The following is a 13,668-nucleotide window of genomic DNA, read 5'->3' as shown; positions in this document are numbered from 1 at the left end:
CGCCATGTCGTTGCAGGAGTACCGGCGCAAGCGCCGCTTCGGTGAAACCCCCGAACCCGACGACGAGCGCCGGGGCGCCGTCGCGCCCCGACCCATCTTCGTGGTGCAGCTGCATCACGCCAGTGCCCGTCACTACGATTTCCGGCTGGAAGCCGATGGCGTGCTGAAGAGCTGGGCCGTGCCGAAGGGACCGTCGCTACGCGTGGGCGAGAAGCGGCTGGCGGTGGAGGTGGAAGACCACCCGCTGTCCTACGCCACGTTCGAGGGCGATATTCCCGAAGGCCACTACGGCGCCGGGCATGTGGATGTCTACGACCACGGCACGTGGGCCTGTGATGGCGACCCGCTGGAGGCGATCGCCGCCGGCAAAGTCGACCTCGTGCTGCATGGGAGCCGGCTCAAGGGCGGCTGGAAGCTGGTGCGCACCAACATGAAAGGGAAGCAGCATCAGTGGCTGCTGATCAAGCGTGATGACGAAGAGGCGCGCAATACCGACGCGGACGCGATGCTGGAGGAAGCTGTGCCACCGAAGCGAACGTCTACGAAGACCGTAAAGACCATCAAGTCCACCACGACCACAAAGACAAGCTCCAGCCGCTCTTCCAGGACGACAAGGACGATCAAACCGGTTGCACGCCGCAATGCCGACGCGCGCTGGGCAAAACGCGCGCTGTCGCTGCAGCATGCAGGCGACAAGCCCTATCCCCACGACTTCAAACCCCAGCTCACCGATCACCGCGACACTGCACCCGACGGCGAAACCTGGCTGCACGAGATCAAGTGGGATGGCTACCGCCTGCTGGCCGATGTGCGCGATGGCGTGGTGGCGCTGCGCTCGCGCAACGGCTTGAACTGGACGGAAGACTTCCCGGAAGTGGTGCAGGCCATTCAGGCACTGCCGGTCACCGACCTGCGCCTGGATGGCGAGCTGGTGGTGCTGGATGCGCAGGGCCGCAGCGATTTCACCGGCCTGCAGAAAGTGATTGACGGCACCGCCAGGCAGCCGCTGCGCTACGTGGTGTTCGACATGCCCGGCGTGGCCGGTGTGGATATCAGCCGCGCGCCGCTGCTGGAACGCAAGACACTGCTGAAGGACCTGCTGGGTGACACGCCCGGCACACTGGCATACAGCGACCACGTGCTCGATCACGGCCCGGCGGTTTTCGAGGCAAGCGGCAAGGCCGGCTTCGAAGGCATCATCAGCAAGCGGGTGGATGCGCCGTACGTCAACGCGCGCTCGCCCAGCTGGGTGAAGGTGAAGCACGAGAACACCGATGAGTTCCTGGTGGTGGGATACACCGACCCCAAGGGATCACGCAGTGGCTTCGGCTCACTGTTGATGGCTGTGCCCGAAAAAAGCGGCCTGCGTTACGTGGGCCGCGTGGGTACCGGCTTCGATGATGCCAAGCTGGCTGCCATGCACCGCCAGCTGAAGGCATTGGATACCGACAAGGCCGCCGTGGAACTGCCTTCGCACGTGCCGTTCAAGGCGAGCAGCGTGCATTGGGTCAAACCCACGTTGGTGGCCGAAGTCGCCTTCCGTGGCTGGGCCAAGGAAGGGCTGCTGCGGCAGGCCAGCTTCAAGCGCCTGCGCGAAGACAAGACGGCCAAGGAGCTGGGTGCGGCTGCCAGTGCGGTACCTGCCAAGGCCGCGAAGGCGACGAAGGCACCCGCAAAGGCGAAAGCGCCCGATCGCGCCGCCGACGGCGTGAACATCTCGCACCCCGAACGTGTGGTGTTCGCCAAAGCCAGGCTGACCAAGGGCGACGTCGCCGACTATTACCGGCAGATGGCGCGCTGGATCCTGCCCGAGGTCGCCCGCCGCCCGCTGTCACTGCTGCGCTGCCCCGATGGCGTGGACAAGCAGTGTTTCTTCCAGAAGCACCACGGCACCGGCCTGGGCGACGCGGTGGAAGCCATCCCGCTGGAGCAGAAGAGCGGCCGCGAGGACTACCTCTATATCGAAGACACCGAAGGCCTGCTGCAGCTGGTGCAGATGAACACCCTGGAACTGCACCCGTGGGGCGCCAGCGTGGACGACCCCGAGCATCCGGACCGGTTGGTGTTCGACCTGGATCCCGGTGAGGGCGTGACCTGGGCGGCGATCAAGGCCGCAGCACGCGATGTGCGCGACCGCCTGCAGGATATCGGGTTGGAAAGCTTCGTACGCCTGTCCGGCGGCAAGGGCGTGCACGTGGTGGTGCCACTCACGCCCAAGGCGGATTGGGCGCAGGCCAAGGATTTCTGCGAGTCGTTCGCCCAGGCGATGGCCGAGCACGCACCGGATCGCTACGTGGCCACGATGAGCAAGGCCAAGCGCACCGGCGTGATCTTCATTGATTGGCTGCGCAATGCGCGCGGCGCCACAAGCGTGTGTTCGTGGTCGCTGCGTGCCAGGCCATCAGCCGGCGTGGCAGTGCCGCTGCGCTGGGAAGAGCTGGGACGTGTCACCGCCGCCGATGCGTTTGCGTTGCCCAAGGCGCTGCAGCGTGCGCAGAAGCTGAAGAAAGATCCCTGGGAAGGAATCGATCAGGTCAAGCAGGTGTTGCCTACGCTGTGATCGGGCGCGCGGACTCACCGAGTCCGATACCGCGCCCCCAACCAGATTCCAATCGCCTGTACCGGCAACGACACCAACAACGTCACCACGAACCAGAACGGGTAATCGCTGCCCAGGTCCCACGCGGCAAACACCGACGCGGCGGCAATCAATACCCACACCACGCCGCCATGTGCGTACGGCCACATCGGCGCATAGCGCGCAGCAAATGCCGTAGCGGCAATGCCACCCAGGATCGTCCAGCCCAGGTCCCACGCCAGCCGCACCTCGCCCTCGCCCAACCCCAGCCAGGGCGCGATCCATCCACCGGCACCGCTCACCATGCCCAGCACGAACAGCGCCACCACGACGCAGAGCACCGAGAGCACTACGGTCTTCGCGGTGGACAGTGCGGACATCGAGCTCAGCCCACCAGCGCTGCCGACGCCCGCGCCAGTTCCTCGATCCCCGCCCAATCGCGCGCCTGCAGCAGCGCCCGCGTGGTCAGCCATGAGCCACCGACGCACAGCACATTGGGCAGGTGCAGGAAGTCGCGCGCGGTCTGCGCGCTGATTCCGCCGGTCGGGCAGAACCGCACATCGCCGAACGGGCCGTTCCAAGCCGACAGCATTGCCGTGCCACCGGCCTGCACGGCGGGGAAGAACTTGAACGTATCCAGCCCGTGCTCCAGCCCCAGCATCAGCTCGGACGAGGTGGCCACGCCCGGCAGGAACGGCAGGTCGGTATCGCGTGCGGCGGCGTACAGCCGTTCGGTCGCACCGGGCGCCACCGCAAAGCGGCCACCTGCGGCCTTGACCCGCTCCATCTGGGTGGCGGTCAGCACGGTACCGGCACCGACCACCGCATCGGGCACGGCTTCCACCATCGCCTGGATCGCCTCCATCGCAATGGCGGTACGCAGGGTCACCTCGATCACCGGCAGCCCCCCGTTGAACAGCGCCTGGGCGACATGCACCGCCTCGTCCACGCTTTCAGGGGTGTACACCGGAATCACCGGGGCCAGTTTCAGGACTGCGCGTACGCGTGGATCAGCGCCGGACATCGAATCGCTCCTCGCCCGTCAGGGCCAGTACGTCAGCTTCACTGACGGGGTTGAAATCACCGGGGATGGAATGCTTCAGGCTGGCCGCGGCCAGGCCGAAACGCACGATCACGTCCGGTTCGAACCCTTGCATCATGCCATGCAGGATGCCGGCAGCGAATGCATCGCCGCCGCCAATGCGGTCGACGATGCCGATCAATTCGCGCGCCGGCGCCACCGCGCGGGTGCCGTCGCGGCCCAGCAGCATCGCGCCGAGCGTGTGGTGATCCACGCTGACCGGTGTGCGCTGCGTGCATGCCATCCACTGCAGGCGCGGGAAGGCGGCGAAGGCCTGTATCGCAGCGGCGTCCACGCGGTCGGCCAGCGCGGGCTGCTCGAACTGCCCGCCCAACACCACGCCGATATCGCGGTAGTCGGCAAACGCCACCGTGGCGCAACCGAACAGCTCGCGCAGGATGCGCGGTGCATCGCCTTCCCAGCGCGCCCACAGCGACGGGCGGAAGTTGCCGTCGAAGGAGACCTTGACCCCCCGCTCGCACGCCGCGCGCGCTGCGACCAGGGTCGCCTCGGCCATCGCCGGGTTCAGTGCCGGGCTCACCCCGGACAGGTGCAGCCACTGCGCGCCGCGCAGCAACGCATCCCAGTCGTAGTCCGCCGCCGAGCCCAGCGAGAAGGCAGAGTCCACGCGGTCGTAGACCACTTCGCTGGCGCGTTGCACCGCCCCGGTGGTGAGGAAGTACAGTCCCATGCGGCCGGGACGGGTCTGCACAGTGGAGGTGCCCACGCCATGCTTTCGCAGTTCTCCGGCCACGAACTGGCCCAGCGGGTTGGCCGGGAGCGTGCTGACCATCTGCACGGTGTGCCCGAAGTGGGCCAGCGAAACCCCCACGTTGGCCTCCGCGCCGCCGGCATGCACGGCCAGCTGCGGCGTCTGCAGCAGCAGCTCACGGCCCGGCGCGCTCATGCGCAGCAACAACTCCCCGAAACAGACAACACGACTCATGGCGATGGATCCCTTCGTGGTGGGCATGACCTGCGGGTCAGGGCCCGGACAGTAATGGCTAGCGGTGTCATTCTAGCGGGGCGGTGGCCTTCGTCCACCTACCCAGTTTGTCGGAACCTATGTCCCGCAAGCGTCTACGGGACATTGAAAGTCTGTTGCGGTGCAAGATGCCCGATCCCCAACGGACTGTTAACGTCCGCCCTGACCAGCGGTGTCATTGCACTGACATGTCGCCGGATAGCTGTTTCATGTAGCACCTTGGGAGAGGGAAAACATGCAATATCGAAACATCCATAAAAAGACACCGGTTACCTTGCTCGCCCTGTCCATCGGCCTGGCGCTGAGCGGTACCACCTTGGCGCAGGATCCTGCCCCGGCCGCGGCCACCGACCTGGACACCGTCACCGTCACCGGCTACCGCGCCAGCGTCGAGAAGGCGCTGGACATCAAGCGCAGCGAATCGGGCGTGGTCGACGCCATCGTTGCCGAGGATATCGGCAAGTTCCCCGATCTGAACCTGGCCGAGTCGCTACAGCGCGTCCCGGGCGTGGTCATCACCCGTGAAGCCGGTGAAGGCCGCAACATCTCGGTGCGCGGCCTGGGCCCGGATTTCACCCGCGTCCGCATCAACGGCATGGAAGCGCTGACCACGGTAGGCGCGGGCGACCAGAGCGGCGGCACCAACCGCGGCCGTGGCTTCGACTTCAACGTGTTCGCCTCGGACCTGTTCTCGCAGCTGATCGTGCGCAAGACCGCGTCGGCCGACGTGGAAGAAGGCTCGCTGGGCGCCACGGTCGACCTGCGCACCGCGCGTCCGTTCGATTATGACGGCTACACCTTCGCCGCCAGCGGCCAGGCCAGCTACAACGCCATGGCCGAGAAGGCCGACCCGCGCGTCGCCGCGCTGATCTCCAACACCTGGGCCGATGGCACCTTCGGGGGCCTGCTGTCGGTGGCCTATTCCGAGCGCCAGGCGCTGGAAGAAGGTTCCAACACCGGCCGCTGGGCCAACGGCCCGAGCAACGGCAACTTCAGCGCGACTTCGCCGTTCGCCGCCGCGCGTTCGGCCAACGTCTACCACCCGCGCTTCCCGCGCTACGTGCAGATGGAACACGAGCAGAAGCGCCTGGGCGTGACCGGCACCCTGCAGTGGAAGCCGACCGACGCCACTGAAATCTCGCTGGATGCGCTGTACTCGAAGATCGACGCCGAGCGCGACGAGCACTACATCGAAGCCATTTCCTTCAGCCGCGGCACCAGCAGCACCCCGCGCCTGGTCGGCAAGCCGAACATGATCGTCAAGGATGGCGTGATCGAGAACAACGCGCTGGTCTACGGCGAATTCGACAACGTCGACATCCGCACCGAAAACCGCCACGACGAGTGGAGCACCGAGTTCAAGCAGATCGCATTGAACGGCCAGCACCGCTTCGGCGATGACTTCACCTTGTCCGGCAAAGTCGGCATCTCGCGCTCAAAGCACGAGAACCCGATCCAGACCACCATCATCATGGACAAGTACGATGTGGATGGTTACAGCTACGACTACCGGGGCAACAGCCGGTTCCCGAAGCTGAACTACGGCATCGACCCGACCAACCCGGCGGGCTGGGAACTGGCGGAAATCCGCCTGCGCCCGCAGTACGTCGACAATGACTTCGACACCGGCCAGGTCGATTTCAACTGGAACATCAGCCCCGGCTTCCGCCTGAAGGGCGGCATCCTGGCCAAGAACTACACCTTCAGCACCGTGGAACTGCGCCGCGCCAGCGAACTGGCCGTGCCCAACTTCCCCAACGGCACCAAGATCGTGCCGGTGGACATGACCCAGCAGGCCGGCCTGAAGGGCATCACCGGTACGCCGGACCAGTGGGTCGTGCCGAACCTGGACGCCATCGCCGACCAGTTCAACATCTACAGCAACTCGGGCACCTTCGCCGTCGCCCCGCGCGCCAACAACGTGCGCAGCGTGGATGAGGAAGACCGCGGCGGCTACCTGATGGGCGAGTTCTCCACCGACCTGGGCAGCATTCCGTTCTCCGGTAACTTCGGTGTGCGCTACGTCAAGACCAAGCAGAGCTCCACCGGTCTTTCCACGCTGGCCACCGGCACCGTGTCCACCACGGTGGACCGCAGCTACGACGACACCTTGCCTTCGTTCAACGTGGTGGCCGAAGTGGCGCCGGACTTCCTGATCCGCCTGGGTGCGGCCAAGGTGATGAGCCGCCCGGGCCTGGGCAGCCTGACTCCGGGCGCCACGGTGGCCGTGGCCGGCGGTGCGCGCACGATCTCCAGCGGCAACCCGAACCTGGACCCGATCCGGGCCACCAACGTGGACCTGGGCTTCGAGTGGTACTTCAGCGAAGGCGCCATGGCCGGTATCGGCCTGTTCTACAAGGACATCGAAAGCTTCGTGCAGACCACCCGCGAAGTGGCGCCGTACAGCGCCAGCGGCCTGCCGGCCGAGCTGCTGATCGGTACCGGTGCGTCGCCGGCCGATGACTTCACCTACACCAAGCCGGTCAACACCCCCGGTGGCGAGCTGCACGGTGTGGAAGCGAACTACACCCAGCCCTTCACCTTCCTGCCGGGCAACTGGTCCAACCTGGGCATCCAGTTGAACTACACCTGGGTTGAATCGCAGATCCAGTACATCAACTCCAGCGGCCAGCCGGTGATGAAGGCCGACCTGACCGGTCTGTCCAAGTCGAGCTGGAACGCCACGCTGTTCTACGAAGGCAAGGTGTTCTCCGGCCGCGTTTCGGCCACCAACCGCGACGATTACCTGACCCAGGTGCCGGGCACCGAAGCAGGCTTCAACGTGGACGGTACCCACGGCATGACCGGCACCACCTTCATCGACGCCTCGATCCGCTACGCGATCAGCGACAAGCTGGAGCTGAGCCTGGAAGGCATGAACCTGACCAACGAAGCCAGCGACGAGTGGGTGTACTCGCCGGCCACCGGTCGCCTGCCGCTTCAGTACACCGAAACCGGCCGGCAGTTCATGCTGGGCGCGCGCTACAAGTTCTGATCCATCGCAGAGCCGGCGGCGGCGTGCACGTGCACGCCGCCGCTGCTGCGACGCAAGATGTTGGGGAACCGCTGCTTTGCTAGCGTGTACTGCGTGCAGGCGTGCGGCGGGGATGTCCGCGCGCCTGCACGCAGCGCACGTGCACTGCGTTGTGCCGCTCTCCAACGCCACTGCCGTACTGCTGAGTTGTCGAAAGGAACCTGCCATGCCGCTGCACGTTGTCCGTTCGCCCCGCCGTACCCGCCTTTCCGCCAGCCTGATGTTGCTGCTGCTGGGAGGCAGTGCCGGCGCCTGGGCACAGGGCGCGCCGCAGCTGCTGTTCCATGTCTCGGCCGACAGCGGCTTTACCGCCGACACCGCGCAAGGCGACGCGGTTCCGAACTTCCAGGACAAGGTCAAACGCGTGCCCGATGGCGCGCACGGTGCGGCCATCCAGTGGGAAGACGACGGCGTGCTGTCCTGGAATGCCCCCGGCAACATCCAGGCACAACGCGGCACCCTGGGTTTCTTCTGGCGCCCCCGCTACGCGGTGGGTGAAGCGCCGTTCGTGATTTTCCGGGTCGGCTATGCCGACCACAGCAGCTGGGACATGGCCTGGCTGCGCATCGACTGGAACGGGCACGGCTTCGATGCCTTCGTGACCGACGCCAACCTGGCACGCACCCGCGTGTCGTTCAAACTGGATGCCCTTCCGTCGCCACAGCAGTGGCAGCACATCGCCTTCGGCTGGGACGAGAACCACGGCGTGCGCCTGTACGTGGACGGCAAAGAGGTCGCCCGTCAGGAAACCACCGCCGATTACGATGCCGCCCTGGATCAGCTCGGCCTGGCCGGCAGGGTGATGGCGCCGTACCAAGTGCAGAGCCGCTACAACTTCCTGCGCGGCAGCGATGTCGACGAAATACGCGTCTACGACCGCCTGCTGGACCCGACAGGCATGGCCGCGCTTGCCGCGAACAGGGCGCCGGCCTCCGCCGTTGCCGATGGCAATGCGATGCGCGCCTGGAACCATCGCTTCGGCTGGGACACGGCGGCACCGCCCGCGCTGACCGCGCCCAGCACCAGCATCCGCAAGATCGAGTTCGCCGACACCAAAGACCACAAGCAGTGGATGTGGAAGGCCACCGATGGCATCGCCGAGACCACCTGGCCGGGCGTGTACAACCGCTCGCGCCTGCCCGGTCGCAACGACTATTTCCAGCTGCCCGACTGGAACACCTACGTGGAAGGCGGGCAGCAGCTGGACCTGACCCTGCCTGACGGTGAGACCGTCAACCGCATCGAGGTGCGCGGCGCGGCCTTTGGCGCGCTCAGTCACAGCGCGGGCAGCACGGCGGCCACACCGCTGCTGCAGCGCCCGCAGGGCGTGGTGCGCAGCGTCGACCCAATTCCGGCGCAGACCGGCGGGGTGCTGCACTTCCGCAACACCGCGCAGGAAACCCCCATCCAGGAAATCTGGGCCTACCAGGTCAGCGACGCGGCCGAGCCGACCGGCACCGTCAAGCAGCGTTACTTGATCGACAGCAAGGCACGGCCGGACTACCTCAACATCACCGCGCTGCGCGACTACATCGGCGGCCGCTATCCGGCGGCCGAACGCAGCACCGTGATGGCCCTGCCCAAGGGCGCAGGTTCGCGGCGGCGTGCGGCCGATACGCTGCCGGCCAACCCACTGCCGATCGTGCACGTGCTGATTCCTTCCGGCGTGGGCGACGCCCCCGCTGCACAGCCGTTGATCCGCAGCTGGGCGCACAGCTGGGAAAACATGCATGACGGCCTGGACGGCGTGGCCATCGACCTGCCTGCGCTGGACCTGCCGGCGGCGAAGGACGGGCTCATTCCGCTCAACATCCGCATCAAGGACCCGATCTGGCCGGCGCGCGACATGATCGACGTGTCGGTGTCGGTGAAGCCGAACGAGAAGCGCACGCTGTGGCTGGACCTGCGCGACCGCATCCTCACCGCCAACAGCCTGTGGATCAGCATCGCTTCCGGTGCGCCCGGATTCAACGCCGGCTCGCTGGACGGCGCGGAAATCCGCATGGTGTACAAGGATCGCGCCGAAGCGAAAAAGGAACATGTAGCCGACCGCTTCAACCAGGCCCGCGACAACTGGGGCTTCCTGGTCGAAGAGCACACCACCTCCAAGCGCCAGCGCCTGTATGCGCGCGTGTACGCGGACCTGACCGACCTGCTGCGGGTCGACCCGGACCACGAACTGGGGCGGCTGTACTGGAACTACATCAGCTACAACAGCCAGGGCAAACCGCCGTTCACGCAGCCCGATGCGCCCAAGGGCGTGCCGCTGTGGGCGTTCCGCCAGACCGAAGACCTGAAGTTCGTGCGCCGCTTCGTGGACTGGTGGATCGACAACCGCCAGATCCCCTACGGCGATTTCGGTGGCGGCATCTCCGACGACACCGACCTGACCCAGCAGTGGCCGGGCCTGGCGCTGATGGGCGTGGAGCCGGACCGGCTCAACCGCTCGCTCACCGCCCTGTCCGACGCGGTGTACCGCAACGGCATGTTCTCCAATGGCCTGAGCACCATCGAAACCGACGAGCTGCACGCCTACGAGGAAGGCATCAACGCCAACAGCGCCATGCTCTACCTCAACTGGGGCGACCCGCTCACGGTGGAGCGCCTGATGGAAACGGTGAAGGCGTTCGACGAGCGCATCATCCTGCCCAACCCGCAGGGCCACCTGCTGTTCTCCAGCAACTGGTTCGGCGGCAACAAGGTCTACCGCGAGCCGAACTGGCAGTGGCAGAAGCCATACTCGTTCCCGGCGCTGCACCCGGCCTTCCTGATGGGCCAGTACAACGCCGACCCGACCGGCCGCAAGCTGGTCACCGGACTGGCCGACAGCTACCTGGCCCACGCCTACACCGACGACAAGGGCCGCTGGGCGCTGCCCAACGAGATCAACTGGGCCACCGGCAAGGTGCGCGGCGGTGAGCTCAACAACGGCTCCGGCGGCGGCGATGTGATGCACACCTTCTGGGCGGCGTGGCGCTGGACCGGCGACGACAAGTACCTGAAGGCGCTGGACTACCGCGTGCAGCGGGGGGGCCCTGGCGCACTGGCCAACCTGGGCGAAAACTTCGTCGAGGTGCTGGGCAAGGGCGCGGAGTGGAACCCCGGCCTGGTCGCCGATGCCGATGCAGGCAACACCGGGTTCTCCAGCCTGATGGCGTGGCAGGCCACTGGTGACAAGAAGTACCTGGAGGCGCTGCACGCCGATGGCATCCAGGCCAAGGCGCAGCGCGAGTACATGAACACTGAAGGCCACTGGTGGTCCGACCGCGTCGAAGCACCGAGCGAGTTCCTGCAGCGCGCCCGCCTGGGCGGTATCGCGCTCAAGCGCAACCAGAGCTGGCCGGGCCACACGGTGAGCTGGCGTTTCGCCCAGCCCGATGCAGCCGAACAGGTGGCGCTGCTGGTGCATGCACCGTCCACCGAGCGCTTCAAGGTGATTGCCTACAACACCGGCAAGCGCGCGGTGGATGCGCAGATGAGCACGTGGAATGTCACCGCCGGGACCTGGCGGATGACCAGCGGGGTGGACCGCGACGGGGATGACCGGATCGACGGCAGGGCCGACGTGCGCGAGGTGACGCTGGAGCGCAGCGCGTCCGTGCCACTGCGGTTCGCGCCGGGGCAGGCGCAGGTGGTGGAGTTCGAGCTGATCCAGGCGGGCACGCCGGTGGAAGAGCGGCCCGACCTGGCGGTAGGCCGTGGCGACGTGCGCGTGGATGGCCGTCAGGTGCACGTCACCGTGCACAGCCTGGGGCATGTGGGCACGCCGTTGGGGACGGCGGTGCTGGAAGATGCGGGCGGGCGCGAGCTGGCGCGGATCGAGATTCCAGCGATGGCAGCGCCCACGGATCTGGTGCCCAAGACAACCACGGTGGCATTGCCGCTGCCTACGGGTAACCGAAGCGGCCTGAAGGTGCGGGTGAGGTTGGCGGATGGGGGCGCCGAAGTGACCCAGCTCAACAACGTGGTGGCGGTCGAGTAACCGCCTACAACGTCACCGCCCCCTCGATACACGTCACGCAGGCACCCCCGATCCACAGCGCATCCCCCACCCGTTCCACCTGCACGCGGCCGGCGCGACCCATCACCGTGCCCTGGCTGATTACATACCGGTCCGGCGCCGCACTCTCCCGTAGCAACCACCGCGCGATACCCGCATTGAGGCTGCCGGTCACCGGATCCTCCGGCGCGGCCTCGCCGGCAATGAACGCGCGCGATTCAAAATCTGCATCCACTGCGTCGCCTTCGCCACACGCCGCGAACACGCCCACCATCAGCCCATCCAACGCCGCGTAATCGGGGCGCACCGCCAACACGGCCGCACGGCTGCGCAATCGCACCGCCAACCACGGCGGGCCGTTGTCCACCCATTGCGCATCTACCAGTTCATCCACGGCCACCCCCAATCCCGCCCGCACCCGCTCGCGCAACGACGGGTCCAACGGCCCCTCCCGCCGCAATGGCGGCGCCTCGAACGCCAACCCGGCTGCATCGCGGCGGATCCGCACCAACCCGATCCCGCACTCCTGCACGATTTCCCCGCCACGCGGCACGCCGCCATTGGCCAGCCACGCATGGCAACTGCCCAGCGTGGGATGCCCGGCGAACGGCAGCTCGCCCAGCGTGGTGAAGATCCGCACGCGGTAATCGGCACGCGGGTCGTTCGGCTTCGATACGAACGTGGTCTCGCTCAGGTTGGTCCACCGCGCAAAGGCGGCCATGCGCGCATCGCTCAACCCATCGGCATCAAGCACCACGGCCAGCGGATTGCCCAGCAGCGGATCGGTGCTGAAGACGTTGACCTGGAGGAAGGGGTGGGACGTCATGGGCAGCGGTTCCTTGGCGGGATGTGGCGACATGCGTGCATCTTGGCGGTGAACCCTGCATCAAATCTAGGATCTTTTTCAACGCACCACCCCAATGGCCGCAGATAGCATCTGGTCGTCATCACCACACCGATGCACAGCGCCACCTCTCTTGGGGAAACACCTATGAACACCAACGTCGCCGACATTGATGAGGCGGTGCGGATCGAGGTATGTCCGCGCCCACAGCCTGACGTTTCTGGCGCAACCCACGGTTGGCGGGTGCGGGAGTACGAGGACGGCGGTGTGGACCACGTTGAAGTCCGCGACGGCACGGGCCGGGTGCAACTGGTCATCGCCTACGCCGCGGGCGTGTTCTGGGCACTCCACGTAGGGTTTCCCACAGCGCGGGTGTCGTTGCCGAACTGGCGGTTGAAGTTGCCCGAGGGCGCCAGAGCCACCGAGGTCTACGCCGGTGCGCGTTTCTCCCTTACCCGTTTCAGCAAAGGCGAAGAAGCGGTGTGGTGCATCCATCCCGCATGACTGCGGCTTGGCAACGTCGCGTCACGCGACGTCGGTTTCCATTTCCTTCATGCGGCGCTCGTACCAGCCGTCGTGGTCGGGTTCGAAGATCGCGCTGCGGGTCATTTCGCCCTGGTAGACGTGCACGGAAATGGCCAGCCGCTCGTCGCTGGTGTTGCGGATGGTGTGGTATTCGTGCGGCGGAATCAGGCTGCCGGCGCTGCCGCAGTCGCCGATCACCGACGGCTCGGCCTGGAAGCGGAAGCGTTCGCCCCTGCGTTCGAGCAGCCGGTACTGGGTGACTTCCAGTTGCCCCAGCCACACCCCTTCCACGCACCACAGGCCGCTGTGGTCATGCAGCGGCGTGCCCTGCCCCGGCGCCCAGCTCATCGCCACGATGCTGTAGCCGTGCGCCGGGCTGCGGTACAGCTCGCGGCGTGCGTAGTGGTCGCTGATCGGGCGGTGCACGCAGGCCGGCAGCTGGATGCGGCTGTCGGCAATGGCCTCGCAGAGCGCACCACGCAAGGTTCTGGCGATCTGCTGGGGATCGTCATGCTGCACGGCGTGATCGATGGCGGCTATCAATCGATCGCGGCCATGGAACGGCGGAAAGGAATCGCAATGGTCCTGCATGCCCCCAGTCTAGGCGATGGAGGTTAAGGA

At 66.4% G+C, this 13,668-nt stretch carries 9 protein-coding genes; 4 read left to right on the top strand and 5 right to left on the bottom strand.

The genetic code is table 11. The annotated features are described in order from the left end of the window. Nucleotides 1-4: 4 nt before the first annotated feature. Nucleotides 5-2,560, top strand: a complete 2,556-nt coding sequence (gene ligD / locus QE395_RS18425; RefSeq protein WP_249833405.1) for a DNA ligase D — start codon at nt 5-7, stop codon at nt 2,558-2,560. A 14-nt stretch (nt 2,561-2,574) separates the two neighbouring features. Here the strand turns inward: ligD and QE395_RS18420 are convergent, their stop codons facing one another. From QE395_RS18420 to QE395_RS18410, 3 genes are read right to left on the bottom strand one after another with little or no spacing between them, the layout of a single operon-like run. Continuing rightward, complete coding sequence (locus QE395_RS18420) at nt 2,575-2,958, bottom strand: hypothetical protein (protein WP_095362409.1); 384 nt, start codon at nt 2,956-2,958, stop codon at nt 2,575-2,577. 5 nt (nt 2,959-2,963) lie between these two features. Continuing rightward, nucleotides 2,964-3,602 (bottom strand): bifunctional 4-hydroxy-2-oxoglutarate aldolase/2-dehydro-3-deoxy-phosphogluconate aldolase, encoded by a 639-nt coding sequence (gene eda, locus QE395_RS18415; protein WP_068848083.1) that lies wholly within the window; start codon nt 3,600-3,602, stop codon nt 2,964-2,966. After that, nucleotides 3,589-4,611, bottom strand: a complete 1,023-nt coding sequence (locus tag QE395_RS18410) for a sugar kinase (RefSeq protein ID WP_176472573.1) — start codon at nt 4,609-4,611, stop codon at nt 3,589-3,591. The genes eda and QE395_RS18410 overlap by 14 nt, the downstream gene beginning before the upstream one ends. Before the next feature lie 268 nt (nt 4,612-4,879). On the opposite strand from QE395_RS18410, the gene QE395_RS18405 reads away from it, so the two are divergent. Then, complete coding sequence (locus QE395_RS18405) at nt 4,880-7,639, top strand: TonB-dependent receptor (protein WP_249833406.1); 2,760 nt, start codon at nt 4,880-4,882, stop codon at nt 7,637-7,639. Between the two features lie 259 nt (nt 7,640-7,898). Then, the gene (locus tag QE395_RS18400; RefSeq protein WP_249834400.1) at nt 7,899-11,660 is read left to right on the top strand and encodes a LamG domain-containing protein; all 3,762 of its coding nucleotides are present in this window, start codon (nt 7,899-7,901) and stop codon (nt 11,658-11,660) included. 4 nt (nt 11,661-11,664) lie between these two features. Here the strand turns inward: QE395_RS18400 and QE395_RS18395 are convergent, their stop codons facing one another. Next, complete coding sequence (locus QE395_RS18395; protein WP_306990285.1) at nt 11,665-12,504, bottom strand: PhzF family phenazine biosynthesis protein; 840 nt, start codon at nt 12,502-12,504, stop codon at nt 11,665-11,667. Between the two features lie 165 nt (nt 12,505-12,669). Between QE395_RS18395 and QE395_RS18390 the strand changes: the two genes are divergently transcribed. Further along, nucleotides 12,670-13,026 (top strand): hypothetical protein, encoded by a 357-nt coding sequence (locus QE395_RS18390; RefSeq protein ID WP_093535399.1) that lies wholly within the window; start codon nt 12,670-12,672, stop codon nt 13,024-13,026. A 21-nt stretch (nt 13,027-13,047) separates the two neighbouring features. Here the strand turns inward: QE395_RS18390 and QE395_RS18385 are convergent, their stop codons facing one another. Then, complete coding sequence (locus QE395_RS18385; protein ID WP_306990282.1) at nt 13,048-13,638, bottom strand: cysteine dioxygenase family protein; 591 nt, start codon at nt 13,636-13,638, stop codon at nt 13,048-13,050. Nucleotides 13,639-13,668 lie beyond the last annotated feature (30 nt).

The sequence above is a fragment of the Stenotrophomonas sp. SORGH_AS_0282 genome (assembly GCF_030818125.1).
Classification (GTDB): Bacteria; Pseudomonadota; Gammaproteobacteria; order Xanthomonadales; family Xanthomonadaceae; genus Stenotrophomonas; species Stenotrophomonas rhizophila_A.
The sequence above is the reverse complement of the archived record's forward strand: the minus strand, read 5'-3'. Positions and strand labels throughout refer to the sequence as shown.